This is a genomic window from Cysteiniphilum halobium (assembly GCF_003574425.1).
Lineage (GTDB): Bacteria > Pseudomonadota > Gammaproteobacteria > Francisellales > Francisellaceae > Caedibacter > Caedibacter halobius.
In genome coordinates, this window is the sequence record NZ_QLIU01000025.1 from 13,791 (window position 1) to 29,887 (window position 16,097).

At 36.1% G+C, this 16,097-nt stretch carries 17 protein-coding genes; all 17 read right to left on the minus strand.

What is annotated here, in order from left to right; translation table 11 throughout:
• Nucleotides 1-56: 56 nt before the first annotated feature.
• Nucleotides 57-578, minus strand: coding sequence for a translation initiation factor IF-3 (gene infC / locus DNK85_RS05910; protein WP_119328654.1), 522 nt, complete (start codon nucleotides 576-578; stop codon nucleotides 57-59).
• An 11-nt stretch (nucleotides 579-589) separates the two neighbouring features.
• Nucleotides 590-2,512, minus strand: a complete 1,923-nt coding sequence (gene thrS, locus DNK85_RS05915) for a threonine--tRNA ligase (RefSeq protein WP_119328655.1) — start codon at nucleotides 2,510-2,512, stop codon at nucleotides 590-592.
• A 167-nt stretch (nucleotides 2,513-2,679) separates the two neighbouring features.
• Entirely contained in the window at nucleotides 2,680-3,525 is an 846-nt protein-coding gene (locus tag DNK85_RS05920; RefSeq protein ID WP_119328656.1) for a Wzz/FepE/Etk N-terminal domain-containing protein, read from the minus strand.
• An 89-nt stretch (nucleotides 3,526-3,614) separates the two neighbouring features.
• Nucleotides 3,615-4,826, minus strand: coding sequence for a sugar transferase (locus DNK85_RS05925; protein WP_119328657.1), 1,212 nt, complete (start codon nucleotides 4,824-4,826; stop codon nucleotides 3,615-3,617).
• A 67-nt stretch (nucleotides 4,827-4,893) separates the two neighbouring features.
• A complete protein-coding gene (locus DNK85_RS05930) occupies nucleotides 4,894-5,370 on the minus strand; it encodes a hypothetical protein (RefSeq protein ID WP_208123146.1) in 477 nt (158 codons plus the stop codon).
• Nucleotides 5,367-5,672 (minus strand): nucleotidyltransferase domain-containing protein, encoded by a 306-nt coding sequence (locus DNK85_RS05935; protein ID WP_162896554.1) that lies wholly within the window; start codon nucleotides 5,670-5,672, stop codon nucleotides 5,367-5,369. The genes DNK85_RS05930 and DNK85_RS05935 overlap by 4 nt, the downstream gene beginning before the upstream one ends.
• Nucleotides 5,673-5,789: 117 nt before the next feature.
• Nucleotides 5,790-7,349: an ATP-binding protein gene (locus DNK85_RS05940; RefSeq protein WP_119328658.1), complete on the minus strand. Its 1,560-nt coding sequence runs from the start codon at nucleotides 7,347-7,349 to the stop codon at nucleotides 5,790-5,792.
• 18 nt (nucleotides 7,350-7,367) lie between these two features.
• Complete coding sequence (locus tag DNK85_RS05945; protein ID WP_119328659.1) at nucleotides 7,368-8,690, minus strand: ATP-binding protein; 1,323 nt, start codon at nucleotides 8,688-8,690, stop codon at nucleotides 7,368-7,370.
• Nucleotides 8,691-8,984: 294 nt separating this feature from the next.
• The gene (locus DNK85_RS05950) at nucleotides 8,985-9,464 is read right to left on the minus strand and encodes an IS1 family transposase (protein ID WP_208123147.1); all 480 of its coding nucleotides are present in this window, start codon (nucleotides 9,462-9,464) and stop codon (nucleotides 8,985-8,987) included.
• Nucleotides 9,465-9,528: 64 nt separating this feature from the next.
• Complete coding sequence (locus DNK85_RS05955) at nucleotides 9,529-9,807, minus strand: IS1 family transposase (RefSeq protein WP_119328661.1); 279 nt, start codon at nucleotides 9,805-9,807, stop codon at nucleotides 9,529-9,531.
• 79 nt (nucleotides 9,808-9,886) lie between these two features.
• Nucleotides 9,887-10,693 carry a glycosyltransferase gene (locus DNK85_RS05960; RefSeq protein ID WP_119328662.1) on the minus strand — a complete coding sequence of 269 codons (807 nt, stop codon included), beginning with the start codon at nucleotides 10,691-10,693 and terminating at the stop codon, nucleotides 9,887-9,889.
• Between the two features lie 14 nt (nucleotides 10,694-10,707).
• Nucleotides 10,708-11,499: a 2OG-Fe(II) oxygenase gene (locus DNK85_RS05965; protein ID WP_119328663.1), complete on the minus strand. Its 792-nt coding sequence runs from the start codon at nucleotides 11,497-11,499 to the stop codon at nucleotides 10,708-10,710.
• Nucleotides 11,500-12,513, minus strand: coding sequence for a dTDP-glucose 4,6-dehydratase (gene rfbB, locus DNK85_RS05970; protein ID WP_119328664.1), 1,014 nt, complete (start codon nucleotides 12,511-12,513; stop codon nucleotides 11,500-11,502).
• Nucleotides 12,514-12,540: 27 nt separating this feature from the next.
• Nucleotides 12,541-13,392 carry a dTDP-4-dehydrorhamnose reductase gene (gene rfbD / locus DNK85_RS05975; RefSeq protein ID WP_119328665.1) on the minus strand — a complete coding sequence of 284 codons (852 nt, stop codon included), beginning with the start codon at nucleotides 13,390-13,392 and terminating at the stop codon, nucleotides 12,541-12,543.
• Nucleotides 13,393-13,395: 3 nt separating this feature from the next.
• On the minus strand, nucleotides 13,396-13,971 hold the full coding sequence (rfbC, locus tag DNK85_RS05980) for a dTDP-4-dehydrorhamnose 3,5-epimerase (RefSeq protein WP_119328666.1): 576 nt from the start codon (nucleotides 13,969-13,971) through the stop codon (nucleotides 13,396-13,398).
• Between the two features lie 10 nt (nucleotides 13,972-13,981).
• Nucleotides 13,982-14,851, minus strand: a complete 870-nt coding sequence (gene rfbA, locus DNK85_RS05985) for a glucose-1-phosphate thymidylyltransferase RfbA (protein ID WP_119328667.1) — start codon at nucleotides 14,849-14,851, stop codon at nucleotides 13,982-13,984.
• A 189-nt stretch (nucleotides 14,852-15,040) separates the two neighbouring features.
• Complete coding sequence (locus DNK85_RS05990) at nucleotides 15,041-16,054, minus strand: glycosyltransferase family 4 protein (RefSeq protein ID WP_119328668.1); 1,014 nt, start codon at nucleotides 16,052-16,054, stop codon at nucleotides 15,041-15,043.
• Between the last annotated feature and the right edge of the window lie 43 nt (nucleotides 16,055-16,097).

A 16,097-nucleotide genomic window follows, 5' to 3' on the forward strand; every position in this document is an offset into this window, starting at 1 on the left:
ATATACTCCGCATTTTACCATTGTATAACAGGCTCAAGTTTGCACTTGGCATATGTTTATTTTTTCTTAGGCCCTAAGACCATAACCATTTGGCGACCTTCCATTTTCGGTCGGTGCTCAACCACGCCGTATTCATCCAAGTCAGCTTCCAAGCGTTTAAGCATATCAACACCTAATTCTTGATGCGCCATCTCACGACCTCTAAAACGAACAGTGATCTTGACTTTATCGCCACTTTCAAGGAACTTTATCAGGTTGCGTAGTTTTACCTGATAGTCCCCAACATCAGTTCCAGGACGGATTTTAATTTCCTTGACCTGCATCTGCTTTTGCTTCTTTTTTGCAGCAGCTTTCTTCTTGCCTTGTTCAAACAAGAATTTGCCATAATCCATGATACGGCACACTGGCGGCTCTGCCTGTGCGGCAATTTCTACCAGATCCATACCATGTTCTTCTGCCTGTGTTAACGCTTGCCTTAACGACACAACGCCAATTTGCTCTCCTTCCGGTCCGATTAAACGGACTTCTTTCGCCCTAATATTTTCATTAATCGGCGCTTTCTGGTCTGCTTTGTTAATAACTCAAACTCCTAATTTAGGTTTACTCGACCTTTCCTCTTAATTTCTGACAATAAAAGTTCAGCAAGCGCATCAATTGTTAATGCGCCCAGATCGGTACCATCTTGTTTTCTGACGGTAATTTGACCCAAAGACTGCTCTTTTTCCCCAGCAATGGCCATAAATGGCACTCGTGCTAAAGTGTGCTCGCGGATTTTAAACCCTATTTTTTCATTTCTCAAGTCAATTTGTGTCCGAATACCAAGTTTTCTTAATTTTTGCTCAATTTCTTTGAGATATTGGTCTTGTTTGTTGCTAATTCCAGTCAATATAACCTGTACTGGTGACAACCACACTGGTAACTTACCTGCATAATGCTCGATCAAAACACCAATAAAGCGCTCTAGTGAACCAACAATCGCACGATGCAACATTACCGGTACTTGCTTGTCACTATTTTCATCAATAAATGTCGCACCCAAACGCATCGGCATTGACAAATCTAACTGAATTGTTCCACACTGCCAACTACGCCCTATCGCATCTTTTAAGTGAAATTCAATTTTAGGACCATAAAATGCACCTTCCCCAGGCAAATATTCAAAAGCAACTTTTTGATTATTCAGCGCATCTGCTAAAGCTTTTTCTGACTTATTCCAAATCTCGTCAGATCCGACGCGACTCTCAGGGCGAAGGGCAAGCTTGACATCGAAATCGCTAAAACCAAAATCTCGATAAACCTCAAAACATTGCTCAACCATTTGTGCTACTTCAGCTTCGATTTGTGCCTCTGTACAGAAAATATGGCCATCATCTTGCGTAAAGCTTCTCACACGCAACAGACCATGCAAAGCGCCAGATGCTTCATTTCTATGAACCACACCAAACTCTGCCATGCGAATCGGTAAATCACGATAGCTATGCAAATGATAATTATAAACCTGAACGCAGGTTGGACAATTCATCGGTCGGATCGCATAATCACGATTCTCTGAATGCGTCATAAACATATTCTCAGCGTATTTTGCTGCATGTCCTGACTTCTGCCACATCGAAATATCAGCGATTAATGGTGTTCTAATCTCAGTGCAACCATATTTCTCATTCGAGGCACGCATATAATCTTCAACAACACGCCAAATTGCTGTCCCCTTTGGATGCCAAAAAGCAATACCAGGTGATTCTTCTTGAAAATGATATAAATCAAGCGCCTTACCAATCTTACGATGATCACGCTTTTCAGCCTCTTCAAGTCGTGTTAAATATTGTTTTAATTGCTTTTTATCCGCCCAGCACGTGCCATAGATGCGCGTTAACATTTCATTCTTTGAGTCTCCACGCCAATAAGCACCTGCCACACGCATTAATTTAAAAGCCTTTAGATGTGATGTATTTGGCACATGTGGTCCACGACACAAATCAGTAAAATCACCTTGTGAGTATAAACTTAACACTTCATCTTGTGGTAGATCAGCAATAATCTCTGCTTTATATTTCTCACCAATTGCTTCAAAGTAGGTAATAGCCTCATCACGTGATTTAACAGAGCGTGTCACGACTTCAGCTTGTGCCGCTAATTCATACATACGCTTTTCAATCTTCTCTAAATCTTCGGGTGTAAATGCACGCTCATAAGCAAAGTCATAATAAAATCCATCCTCAATTACAGGGCCTATCGTCACCTGCACATTAGGATAAAGCTGTTTGACCGCTTGCGCTAATAAGTGCGCACAGGAGTGGCGTAAAATTCCTAAGCCTTTATCATCCTTTGCCGTAATTAAGGTCAAAGTTGCATCGTGTTCCACGATAAAACTCGTATCTACTTCTTTACCATTGACAATACCTGCCAGAGTAGCTTTTGCTAATCCTTGGCCAATATCCAAGGCAATGTTATAAACAGAAATAGGCTTCTCAAACGCGCGCTGCGACCCGTCTGGCAAGGTAATTACAGGCATTATTTACTCCAGATGTTATTGTTTTCATTAGGCTTGCTCCAACTTCAATAAAGCGACAAGACCATGGGGAGAGTATTTTCAAGGATTCCAGTAGCTGCTGTCAAGCGTTGTGATTTTGTTCCAGCACTTTTAATTCAATGAATCCATAACCATCACTTATAGAATTTTTATTTATGTAATTTTTGTTTAACTTCTTGGCGTAAATTTTTGGCAAATTCAACAATAAACACGATGATCGTTGCTAAAATTAGTGATAGGATAATGCCTAGCACAGCGATGATGGGCGATGTTAGGCCAACGGGGTTATAGGCTCTGACTATCCCACCTAATATCGAAATATTTTTATTCAAAGTTTGTAACTGTGATTTATAATGCTGTATTTGAATATCATTGTGAAACATCTGATTTTGGTATGATAAAATTGTATTCGAAAGGCTGTTTAATAACGCTTGGCCATCGAGTGTCGCAAGCCCTTTGAATTGCGTCGAGACACTCATATTATGCTGAAACTGCTTAACCACATCACCATAGGTTTTATTCTGTTGCTGTAAATGCTTTAAGTTAAACTCAACGTTAACTTGCCAATTGTTAATATGACCAATATATTGTTGTTGACTTTGAATATATGAAATCAATTGATTGAATAATTCATTGACCTGCTTTTTTTCATCTTTTTTTGCTTTTATACTAATCTGTGACTTATCTGGATCAAAATGTATCTTGCGAAGAAGATCAACATATGATGAATTATCAATATCTAGATATTGTTTATAGTAAATATTTACTAGCTTTGAAAACTCATTATCATTCATAACACGCTGCACCTGCCCGCCATCGATATAGCTCGGTCCCAAAAGATAAGCGCTATATTCATAATTATCTTTGTGCATAAAACCATACAACACACTCAAAACAACACCAATAGCTACTAAGGCTACCCACAGTTTAACATGCTTAGTTAGTGTCACCAATAAATCACTGATACTGATAATATCGTTATCCGGTTGCGACATATTTTTCCTTATTTTATTTTTTCTAATCAACTTTAAATACTGGCAGAAATATAATAAATTAAAAGCAACTATGCAATGAAAGGTTTTAGTTATTTTGCGCCAAACCCAGTTAAGATCGTATAAACCGTTTTCACTACAATTTTAAGATCCATAATAAGTGAGTAATGCTTTACATAATACAAATCATATTGCAGCTTCTCATAATTGCCATCAGCACCGGTCGTATGCCCTTGAGTCACTTGCGCCCACCCCGTAATACCAGGTTTTACAATATGTCTTAATCGATAAAGGGGAATCTCTTTTTCAAACTGTTTCGCGGTCTCTACCCATTCAGGACGTGGGCCAATAAGGCTCATATCACCTTTTAAAATATTCAGAAACTGTGGCAATTCATCGATTCTAAATTTACGCATAAAAGCACCAAATTTAGTAATACGCATATCTCCAGATACCGTTTCACCGGATTGATCAGCATTTTTAACCATTGATCTGAATTTATATACTTTAAATGGTTTATTCTTAAATCCCATTCTTGATTGCATATAAAACACAGGGCGCCCCATGGTGACAATAATAACCAACGAGACCACACCAAAAACAATGAGTAATAGTGGCAACAATAATAATGCTAATAGAAATTCACAACTGTTTTTAAAAAATTGATACCATAGCGGAATATTAAACCCTGCATACATCCAATTCTCATTTAACTGTGTTAGTGATAGGCGCTGTTCAATTAACTCTTCATAGGCACTTAAAGTTATTACAGGAACATCATGCTGACTGGCATGGAAAATGAGTTGATTCCAATCATTGTCATAATGAAAGTGTCTATCTACGACAATTGCATCAACACGCTTTAAATCTTTTGGAATGACTTTATCTTTTGAGATTAACTTGACTTTATGACTTAATGCAAGTTTTGATAGCAAATGTGAGTGCACTAAAATACGGTAAGGATGCCCAAATGCTCGTATAATGATAAAACGAGCAAGTGTAACCACTAAGAACCAACTAATAATAGTGCAGCTACCCACTAAAAAAACATGCGATGCTTTACGTAAAACCACAGTAACCAAAGAAATAATAATAAAGAAAAAGATTGTCACAATAATAATATGTGTATAGTACTCCAACAGCATGCTAGAGCGTTGATAGCGATATAACCAACTGAAACAGAAAATGACTACCATAAATACAAAGCTCTCCTGACTTAAGCTCCATATATACTCATAAGCCCAGACAAATAGCACAAAAACAAGCGCTTCTAAAATAAAACTAATAACCGATGATTTATTCATATAGATCGATTAAATAAATTCCTATGGCGCTGAAGTATATACTAAAAGCACTGACCTTTCTTGATGTTTAGTTCAAAAACTCAAACTTCTCTCGGCAGAATGAAGTGATTCGATCATAAACATCAATCAAATCTACACATGATTCATAAATTGCATTGAGACTGTCAACCATATCAACCACATTAAATCCATATTCATGCGCAACACTATTTCTGATTTTTCTTAATCGAAGCCAATTATCAGTGTATAACAACCCTAGCGCCTCTAATTTATTAAGAATATCAATAAACGACTGACGCTTAACATCCTCCGCCAATAGCATAAGCACCGTTGGAAAAAGCTTCTCACCCATCACATCTTGCAACTTAGCAAAGCGAAATAAGAACTGATCAATATGCTCAATTTCTTCATCACGAAATTTCTCATAATTAACCACATCAAAAGGTAATTTGTGTTTCATATTACTATAAGCGTAATTTATTCTCTTTTTGTGCTGATCACATTCATATAAAATTTTAACCATTTTATCTTGCAATGGGTTCATAGCTCAACTCCATCTCTTAAGGCTATATCATCTACCAGGCGTTTATCATCACCAGTTTTTGCGATCACTATATCAATTTTTTGCTCACCCAGTGCTTTCTCCAATTCAACCAGTAAATCAATTTTCCTGCCATAAGCCCCTTCAATTTCCTCGTTTTTTTTGGGCAAAAGATATAAATCAACATCCCCTCCTCGCTGTGCATCATCAACCCGACTACCAAATAAGAATACTCGCATATCCCCACCAAAAACCGAATGAACACAAGCTTTTATTTTCAACGCATTTTCTTTACTTAAGCGCATAAAACATCCTTCTAAACATGAGCAAATACTCGTTATATTTACTTAAGCAACTCTATAACTAGCTGTTAAACCAAAAATAGTTGTTGCTTTCATTTAACCATCAACCTTATTTAAACATCATACTTTCTCAACATATAAATCAGCCATATTGCGCTGTTTATCATCAAAACTCATCCCAATCAAATAAATTGGTTTACCATAAGATTCATACTTTTGTGCATATTGGCGTGCTTTAATCTGTGCAACAGCCTCTTTGGCATCACCATATTTCTGTAGTTTAAATTCAATAATCATCACCTTATCTGGCATGACAAGTGTTAAATCAATTCTCCCATGATTTGTCACATCTTCAGCAATTAAATCATAGCCAAGCGCTGCTAAAAAGCTATAAACAATACTGGCATAAAATCCCTCGTACCTCTCAATATCATTATTACGATACCAATCATGTGGAATGCTTGCAAAGTGACTACATATAATTTCACCTAAGCGCTCGAAATCATTTTTTTCAAAAGCGCTAATCATATGATCTATCACTTGATTTTTCTTACTGTCATTTGTCGCTATCGTTGCTAGGCTGTTATTAAGGCTATATTTGACCTCATAATTTGGATATCCTAACCGATAAGCAATGACATGCCCACGGAGAAACATTTCTTTAATCGTTAAGTATCCTGTCTGAAATAAAAGTGTTTCAATCGGCATATTATCAACATCAAAGGTTCTCAACAAATGCTCGTTGACCACAACACTTTCAAAATCAGGGATAAAATAGTGATTGTTTTGCACCATTTTCACTAAAAATGTTGGTGTTGCTGTTTCAAACCAATAATTACGATAATGAAAATCTTTACTTATAAATAATAAGATATCAAAGGGATTATAGACTTTTTGCTTTTCACTTCCTGCAAAGTTATAACCATTATACCAACGCCTTAATACATCATAATCTACTTTACCTTGCTGTAAATGCTCGTTAAAAGCCTCGACTAATTCTGCTTGGTTATAACCACAAATATCAGCATATTTAGCATCTAAGGTTATATCGTCTAAATTATTTAAATCACTAAACAAACTGACTTTGCTAAACTTTGAAACGCCGGTTAGCATAGTAAATTTAATACATCTATCATTCTGTTTAATGTAAGTATAAAGACCTTTCAGAATTTCACACATTTGCATTGCTAATTCATTATTGATGATATTATCCAAGATGGGCTTATCATATTCATCCACTAATACAACAATGCCTTGCGGATGTTTTTCATGTAGCAATCTAATTAATTCTCCAAACTTAACACCATAATCTGTCTGCCGTAATACAACACCATATTTCTTTGCATGTTCATCCAACATACTATGCACTTCAGTAAAAAAGCGCTCTTTACTATGATAGCTCGAGCTTATACCTAAATTAAGGTGTATCACAGGGTATATTGTTTGCCAATCCCAATTTTTCTCAAGATGGAGGCCTTTAAATAATGCTTTATTACCTTCAAAGGCATGTTTGATTGTATCAATTAATAATGATTTACCAAAGCGCCTAGGCCGTGATAAAAAGTAACGCCCCGCACCTTTATTCACCAACTGATCAATATGCTTGGTTTTATCGATATAAACATAGTTTTCAGTGATAATTTTCTCAAAACTTGAGATACCAATCGGGAGTTTTTTCATACAATTACCTTTTATCACTTACCAGTAATCCAACATATCATCTAAAGAAAATCCTTCATAATGGATAGTATAACCTCGCAATTGCGACTGAACCAAATTCTTTGCTTTAGATTTAAGTCGATTTAAAACAATTTTATTTTTTGCTCGTTTAACTTCAACAATTAATGCTTCACGATTACGCTCATTAATCGCAACAATATCAATTTCATTCTGATTACCTCTCTCCCAATAACGTCCAATCTGACTATACTGCTTCTTAAGCTTTAATATATCAATCATATACTCTTCTAAATAACGCCCACTATATGTGGCAAAATCCTCTCGGATAATTTCCTTTATATAATCATAATTTTCCAACTCAATAGCGCTTTGATATTTATAGACAAAACGAAACCAAAAATTAAGAAAATGATCATTGATCACATATTTTTGAATTCTACTTCCTGGTTTCGCAAATATCGGTTTAATCGTTTGGATAATATTATATGTAATCTCAAGCTTTTCAAGATAGCCTCCTATTGATTTACCAAGGATAGATTCTAGCTCTGATCGCGAAGTTTTAGAACTTGCAATTAATGATAGAATTGAAAAATAAGTCGTATATTCTTTACCAAACTCTTCTATTAAAACATCGCGACCCTCATTAATAAATAATGAGCTATGACTAAAAAACACATCTAGTATGCTTTCTAAAGAAAATGCTTGATTCTCAATAAAAATCTCAACATACTTAGCCACCCCTCCAGTTATTGTATAAAAAGCCAATAAATTCTCGGGACTTGGCAGCGCATTATGGTCTTGAAAAATCTCTACCAATGTAGGAATATTAAACCCCTTAAGCATCATTTTCCTATTAGCTCGCCCATACAAAGGCTGTTTCGAATGTTCAAATATTTTATGCATTAAAGAATAAATAGACCCTGAAAGCACTAGGTTTAATTTACTCTCATCTTTATGTTTATCCCAAAGATGTTGAATATCTGAATAAATCGCAGAATTCACATAATAAAATTCTTGAAACTCATCAATAGCCAAAGTGAAGTTAATTTCTTTAGATAACTCTAATATGTATGCAAAAAAATCAGAAAAACGCCTAAACTCTCCATGTATCTCAATTTTTAGTTCACGCTTAAGCTCTTCGACAAACTCACTACACAATAAATTTTCAGACTTCTTAGAAACAAAAAAGTAGACCATATTACCAGTAAAAGCCTGCCTAATTAACTTTGTCTTACCAATACGCCTACGTCCAACAATGAAGGTCATTTTAGCAGATAGCAAAGACTGTTGCTTAACCTCATGAAGGAGCGAAAGTTCTTCATCACGATTATAGAATTTCATTTACGCAATCTGTATTACAGTAATACACATTACTATTTCATGTTTTAATTAATAGATCAACCTTAAATTCGCATTCAAAATTCAAGGTATCAAATATATACTGTGCGCAGTCATAGTCAGCGGGAATGTGTGAAGCATTTTGTTGTAGATTTGGCGTATTAATTTGCAGACAATAGCCAGCTCTATTATCAAAAATGAATACGTCAAAGATGCTCAAAAGGCAAAGACAAAAACCGAAAATTGTGACCGCACGCAGTATAGTATTGAACGACAATTATCTTTGCTGGGCGGTGTTCATTCATCTTCTCGGTTATAAAACTTCATGATTATAATAACCCAGGTTGTGATAACTTGGATTAGGTGGTGTTCTACTTTAGCATTTAATATGTTTCGTCCCCACTCAACTCGATTGATATAAAGACCAATGACCGTGTCATGCATTAGCTCAGTTTTTGAAAAACAAATGCTTTTCCTAGCAAGTCGCTTGATTCTGGTTCTAAAAGTCAAAAATTTACGCTCAATCTTTTGAGTGTTGCGTTTGCCTATATCGTGATATTCTTTTGGAATATACTTTGAATAACTACTCCAATCATCACTAAAAAATAGTTCTACTTTGAAATGCCGCAAGGTTTTAAGTAATAACTCAAAGCTTTCATGTGTACGTCTACCAAAACAATAAGCCACAATTTGACTTGTTTTATGGCAGATGGCTAGCCAGAGCCATCTTTGTTGCTGTTTCTCACCAACATAAGACCACTGCTCATCAAGCTCCATGAGTAATGGTGTCAAGATCACTGAGCTTGTACTAATCAATAAATCCCAATTACATTTCAGCAACTTACAGGCTTTTTTTTATCGTGTTTATCACTGTTTTTGTGCTCACCTTCAATACACGAGCTGTATCACGAATACCGCTCCCATTACTACACATATCAACGATTTTTTCTTTCGTTTCGGGTAAACGTCCTATAGCTTTATAAGTCATTTGAAAATATTTACCGCAAACCTGACAGCGATATCTTTGTACTCCATCTGAGTTGGATTTTAATTGGTTCTTTCCTGCTTTAACTGTTTTTGCTGAATTGCAATTCCTACAATGTACGTCAATTTTAGCCATTTTTGATTTAGCATTATAAAAACAAATATGCTAGAAAACCACACTACCAGTTATTTCAATACTCCCTTGAATCAACACTCTAAAACAAACCACCCCATTTACGCCAATACTTAAATGCAGATTTAATTGCTTCATTACGCAATTTTTTATTTTTATATGCATCACCCTGGTACTCATGAACAACTCTAACACTTGGAACATATGCTGTGCGCGAGACTTCTAAGGCTCTTCGTGATAAGTCACAATCATCCATATAATAAAAAAATCTCTCATCAAACCCCCTCACAGCCTTAAAAACATTGACTCTAAAAAACATAAAGCAACCTGTACAATTTGGTACATCATATATTTCAGAGCTATATGAGTGATCTTGATATTCATACCTTTCTAGATAAGTTTTGAAAAAACGTTTCTCATGTTTAAATGTAAATCTTAAAAATTGCGAAAAAAGTGTCGGGTTTTTTTTGCATGAAAATTGCAATTGAGAATTTTGGTCATATATCATTGGGGTTAATAACCCGACACCTTTTTGCGCCTCCATAAACTGGATTGCTTTTAAAAAAGTATCCTCAAAAAAAATAATATCCGGATTTACAACCAAATGATAATCTCCGTTTACTTTATCTAAAACAAAATTGTTGCCATAACCATATCCTCCATTCTTATCTGAGTTAATGAACTCAATGGATAGAGCGCTAGAATTATTTTTTAGCTCATTAATTTCATAATCTATCTCTTTAGATGTGTCATTATTCACTATATAAAGCTGAAACTTTGCATCCAATGCATGCTGAGCATACAACACAGATTTTTCGCATGATAGTAAAAAATTTTTAAGCATAGTTTGTGAGTGCTTATAAAGCACAACTGTTAATGTTATTTTCACTTGTAAACACCTAGTTATTTTCGATAAACATTATCAGCAGATTTTACTTCCGCTCTTTTTTTTATTAGCTCCAAAATCTCCTTGTCACCTTTTTGTGAGTCACTAGGTGCAAACAATGCTTTTCCCCTGCGAGAAGATGTCTCTCTTGCTTCTGATAAATAATAAATGGCTAAAGATCGACGGGCTTCATTCTCTGGACAAGTTATTACCTTAGGCAGACCATGCCAACTATTACATGTTGTATCAAATATAACAGCACGATTAAATACTGGCTCTACTGACTTTATTAAATCTTTAGGTTGATTTTCAGCATCATCATGAGACCACAACCCCAAAGCCCCACCCCATTCAGACTTATATTTTTCATTAATATATATAATAATATTCAGCCTTCTTTCCATGCCAAGCTTAGGGTGGATTGAGTAGTCTAAATGCGTATTTAGTTTACCTCCAGCACCATGGGCATGCCAACCACCGCCATTCAACCCCATATCAGGCCATAATTCAACTTCTGGCATCATTTGGTTCAACTTATCGATAAAACGCTTACTATTTAAGTATGCAAAAAATTGATAGGTTTTACTAGGAAATGCCTCCCAGTGATTATAAGTTTTCTTATACTCAATTGCATTTTTATACTTATACCATAAATCACTATCTAGTGACGGAAACTCTTGATCTAACGCTCGAGCTAACTCCAAATCTAAAAAGTTATCTATCACAACATGTGGGAAGGGATTTGCTTTAGCAAAATCCTCTTTTAGAAGATTAAAATCTGAAAAAACTTTCTTTTCAAGGTTTAGCATTTACTTTTCTCCTTGCATTAAATAAAACTCAATCGTCTGCTTAAACATTTTCTTAAAGTCTTTCGATGGCTTCCAGTCTAACTCATTCTGGATTTTGCTATTATCAATTGCATAACGCCAATCGTGACCTTTTCGATCTTCAACAAATTTAATTAACTTTTGGTGTGGCGCATTGTCTGGATGATACTCATCCATCAACTGGCAAATAGTTTTAACCAAGGTTAAATTATCTACCTCATTCTTTCCACCAATATTATAAACTTCTCCTACTTGACCTTTCTCAAGAATGCATTGGATTGCATCACAATGATCCTCGACATATAGCCAGTCACGAATATTACTGCCATCTCCATAAACTGGAATTGCTCGTTGTTCAATACAACTTTTAATAACCACTGGAATTAACTTTTCAGAATGCTGGTAAGGTCCATAGTTATTAGAGCAATTCGATATTGTCACGGGCAGTTTATAGGTATGATAATATGATCGCACAATATGATCAGAGCCTGCTTTTGATGCTGAATAAGGTGAGTTAGGTTCATAGGCTTTGCCTTCTGTAAATGCCGGTGCTTCCTTTGTTAAAGTACCATACACCTCATCTGTAGACACATGATGAAAACGACACTGAGTCTCATCAAGTCCTTTCTCATCCAGCCAAAATTGTTTAGCCTGTTCTAGAAGATTAAAGGTACCCATCACATTGGTTTCAAAAAATACTTTGGGACCGGCTATTGAGTTATCAACATGCGATTCTGCGGCAAAATGCACAATAGTATCAACATTATGATCCCTTAATACTTTTGCTACTTGATTTTCATCACAAATATCACCTTGTATAAAGATGTGATCTTCAGCATTTCGCAAATTCTCAAGATTCTTTACACTACCAGCATAAGTTAATTTATCATACGATATGATTGTTTGATGCCTATTACTGGCCAATAACATACGCACAAAATTGCTGCCAATAAATCCGGCAGCACCGGTTACTAGGACTACTTTAGCTTGAAACATTTCTATATCACCTATCTGAAATTTATCTTACTCTGACTCTACAGTTTCTTGAATGTAATCAAGCCAAGAATGCTGTTTGATACCATAATCCTTAACAATTTTACTCACATTTAAACCCGAATTTTGCGGTCTTTTGGCTTTCAAAGGATAATCCTTAGTCTCAATTGCATCAATTGTCAAAACCCTTTTTCCATCGACAAAAGGTAAAACCCCAGAAGCCAACTGCTGCCAGGTTGTTACTGGATAACCGCAATAATGATATACTCCCCAACATTGCTTTTGACTCTGCACGACATCTAATATCACACGCGCAATATCGCGAGCAGCTGTCGGTGCTCCATATTGGTCAGCAATAACTGCTAATTCTTCCCTTTCTTTTGATAAACGCGCAATCGTTTTAACAAAATTATGGCCATGACGCCCAAAGACCCAGCTTACGCGAAGAATGAGGTACTTTTCTAACTTTTGAACCTGTTGTTCACCTTTTAACTTAGACACCCCATAAACGCCACTTGGATTGGTCACATCTAGCTCGTTATAAAGTGCTTTTTTTTGCCCATCAAACACATAATCCGTTGATATATGCAATAACGGGATACCATACTGTTGACAAATTTTCGCGACCACGCCTACTGCCTGATGATTAACAAGATCAGCCAATTCAGGCTCATCTTCAGCTTTATCTACTTGAGTATAAGCCGCCGCATTGATCACAAAATCATAATTATGATGTTTAGCAAAGAAACGTCTTATGCCCTCAAGATCAGTTAAGTCCAGCTCATCACGAGCTGTCGCATCAAAAGAAATATTACACGCTTTACAGGCTTCAACAAGTTCATAACCAACTTGACCATTTTTACCAATAATTAAAATATGCATAGGCTAGCTCCAATCCTGATACCTTGGTAACTTACCCTGCTCAAGTAGCTGGTCAATTGTTAGTGCTTTTTGGTCTTTTTCCGACAAAGATACATTTACTTCAGAAACAGGCCAATCAATTGCAAGCCTAGGATCATCCCATCTCAATGCCAACTCCGATTGAGGGTAATAATAATCGGTACATTTATAAAAAAAATCTGCCGTATCACTTAGCACAACAAACCCATGCGCAAACCCAGGCGGCACCCAAAATTGACGTTTATTGTCCTCATTTAACTCAACTGCTACAGACTGACCGAAAGTCGGTGAACCAACGCGTATATCAACTGCAACATCAAAGACTGAGCCTCTTAACACACTAACAAGCTTACCTTGCGTGTGTTCTTGTTGATGATGAAGTCCACGTAGCACACCTTTAGCTGAACGCGATAAATTATCCTGAACAAACGGATAATCTATCTCTAGCATTTTTTGATAGCGACTTTGCGAAAAACTTTCATAAAAAAAACCGCGATGATCTCCATAGACCTTAGGTACAATAATTTTAACCTCGGAAATAGTTGTATCAATAATCTTCATTTAGATTTTCCTAAACTAAATTCAGCAAATACTGGCCATAGCCAGTTTTCTTTAAGGGGTCTGCCAATTCTAATAATTTATCTTTATTAATCCAACCCTTATGAAAGGCAATTTCCTCCAAGCAACCAATTTTTAGTCCCTGCCTATGCTCAACTGTAGCAATAAACTGAGATGCCTCCATCATTGAATCATGCGTTCCAGTATCAAACCATGCATAGCCTCTACCCATTAATTCAACTTGAATTTTTGATTGTTCAAGATATATTTGATTCAAACTACTGATCTCAAGCTCACCCCTTGCTGAAGGCTTCACCTCTTTCGCATACTCACATACTTTAGAATCATAATAATATAAACCTGTTACTGCAAAGTTAGATTTTGGCTTTTCAGGTTTCTCAATAATGGAAAGCACTTTACCTTGGTCATCAAACTCAACCACACCATAACGCTCAGGATCATGTACTTTATATCCAAACACCGAAGCTCCACCAGAGCTTAATACCGTTTCCTTTGCTTTTAACAAAAGCTGAGGCAAACCATGCGCATAATAGATATTATCTCCAAGCACCAAACAAGCTGAATCGCCTACTAAAAATTCTTCTGCCAAAATAAAAGCTTGCGCTAAACCATCTGGACATGGCTGTACAATATACTCAAATTTCATACCCCATTGAGTCCCATCCCCTAGCAAGCGCTTAAAAGCAGCTTGATCATGCTCTGTCGTAATAATTGCAACCTCTGTTATTTCAGATAGCATCAATATCGACAAAGGGTAATAAATCAATGGTTTATCATATATTGGAATCATTTGTTTACTTATCCCGCAAGTAGCTGGATAAAGCCTCGTCCCGCTACCACCTGCTAAAATTATGCCTTTCATTTAACTCTCCAAAATACTGCTTCTGTAGCTTGATTAATCACAAAAAAGTTGCCTAACTTGATTGGTAATAGATTTTGAATCATAAGTAGCTAAAATTTCCCCAAATTCACCCCATAAGCACTATGAGAGACTTTCTTCATTCCAATCTTTCTATACCAAATGTAACAAGCTCTATAAAATCAGCACCCTTTAACCAATAGCATCTTTAAACGATCTAGCTCTTGCATCCTGCGTAAACTTTTGCAAGTGAGTTTCCAGCCCAAATAGCAATTTCTCTCTTGCACTTTTATCCATCGCCAGTCCGTATACTTCCTTGGCCAATTGCTGTGGATCATAGTGATCACAATCCACAATACAACCATGTTTCCCCACAACATCCGAAAGTCCACCTCGATTGGAATGTATCACTGTACTGCCAGAGGCTAATGCCTCAAGGGCTGCAACACCAAAGCCCTCGTATTCCGATACTTGCCAATAAAACAGATTGCTCTTAAGATATTCCAGTTTTTTATCCTCATCCACCACTCCTGTAAAACACACTGACTTTTCGAGTCCAAGCTCCGCAATGATGCGCTTTAGATAAATTGTTCCCTCCCCTGGGGTACCAATAATATAGGCCTTTGCCTCGGGCATAAGCTTTAGATATTCACGCATAAAATACAATAATTTATCAACCCCTTTCCTTATCGGGGTATAATCATCACCCATCCACGAAATGGTAATGAAATTGTGTTTTCTTTCAATCTCATCACTTTGGTAAGTCGACCCTACTAAGTCTGATGACAGTGGAGAATAAACTAATTTCTCGTGGTTCTTGATTAATTTTTTCATATGCAATAATTCAGCATTTGACATTGCCATAGTTTTGTCAGAAAAATGATAACCCAATTTAAAAAAAATCCGAACCAGATAATTTATGACTTTAACTTTGTATATTTTTTGATCGCAACTAAAGTCTGCTATAGCTCCATTAAAAACAACTTTTTTGCCCAATATTTTTGCTATTATTGCAGCAAACACACTAAATGTCCAAAAATAAGGTACAAGACAGTCATATTGAGACCACTTTAATGCATCTCTTACCTTGTTGGTGATTATTACTTCATACCCTGCAATAGAAAGGGCTTGAATATCATTCTGGTAATACCCTCGTAAAAAATTTTCCGTATTTTTATGATTTGCATAAAATAACACCCTTTTCATAAGCCATCCAATTGATATTTATTTACGTTCTTAATGCTAAACA

Bases quoted from the DNA above. Each gene is read 5' to 3' on its own strand.
- rfbC (WP_119328666.1), bottom strand. From the start codon at position 13,971: ATGAAGATTATTGATACAACTATTTCCGAGGTTAAAATTATTGTACCT.
- DNK85_RS05920 (WP_119328656.1), bottom strand. From the start codon at position 3,525: ATGTCGCAACCGGATAACGATATTATCAGTATCAGTGATTTATTGGTG.
- DNK85_RS05945 (WP_119328659.1), bottom strand. From the start codon at position 8,690: ATGAAATTCTATAATCGTGATGAAGAACTTTCGCTCCTTCATGAGGTT.
- DNK85_RS05955 (WP_119328661.1), bottom strand. From the start codon at position 9,807: ATGGCTAAAATTGACGTACATTGTAGGAATTGCAATTCAGCAAAAACA.
- DNK85_RS05950 (WP_208123147.1), bottom strand. From the start codon at position 9,464: ATGGAGCTTGATGAGCAGTGGTCTTATGTTGGTGAGAAACAGCAACAA.
- rfbD (WP_119328665.1), bottom strand. From the start codon at position 13,392: ATGCATATTTTAATTATTGGTAAAAATGGTCAAGTTGGTTATGAACTT.
- DNK85_RS05925 (WP_119328657.1), bottom strand. From the start codon at position 4,826: ATGAATAAATCATCGGTTATTAGTTTTATTTTAGAAGCGCTTGTTTTT.
- rfbB (WP_119328664.1), bottom strand. From the start codon at position 12,513: ATGTTTCAAGCTAAAGTAGTCCTAGTAACCGGTGCTGCCGGATTTATT.
- DNK85_RS05965 (WP_119328663.1), bottom strand. From the start codon at position 11,499: ATGCTAAACCTTGAAAAGAAAGTTTTTTCAGATTTTAATCTTCTAAAA.
- DNK85_RS05930 (WP_208123146.1), bottom strand. From the start codon at position 5,370: ATGAACCCATTGCAAGATAAAATGGTTAAAATTTTATATGAATGTGAT.
- DNK85_RS05935 (WP_162896554.1), bottom strand. From the start codon at position 5,672: ATGCGCTTAAGTAAAGAAAATGCGTTGAAAATAAAAGCTTGTGTTCAT.
- DNK85_RS05990 (WP_119328668.1), bottom strand. From the start codon at position 16,054: ATGAAAAGGGTGTTATTTTATGCAAATCATAAAAATACGGAAAATTTT.
- DNK85_RS05940 (WP_119328658.1), bottom strand. From the start codon at position 7,349: ATGAAAAAACTCCCGATTGGTATCTCAAGTTTTGAGAAAATTATCACT.
- thrS (WP_119328655.1), bottom strand. From the start codon at position 2,512: ATGCCTGTAATTACCTTGCCAGACGGGTCGCAGCGCGCGTTTGAGAAG.
- rfbA (WP_119328667.1), bottom strand. From the start codon at position 14,851: ATGAAAGGCATAATTTTAGCAGGTGGTAGCGGGACGAGGCTTTATCCA.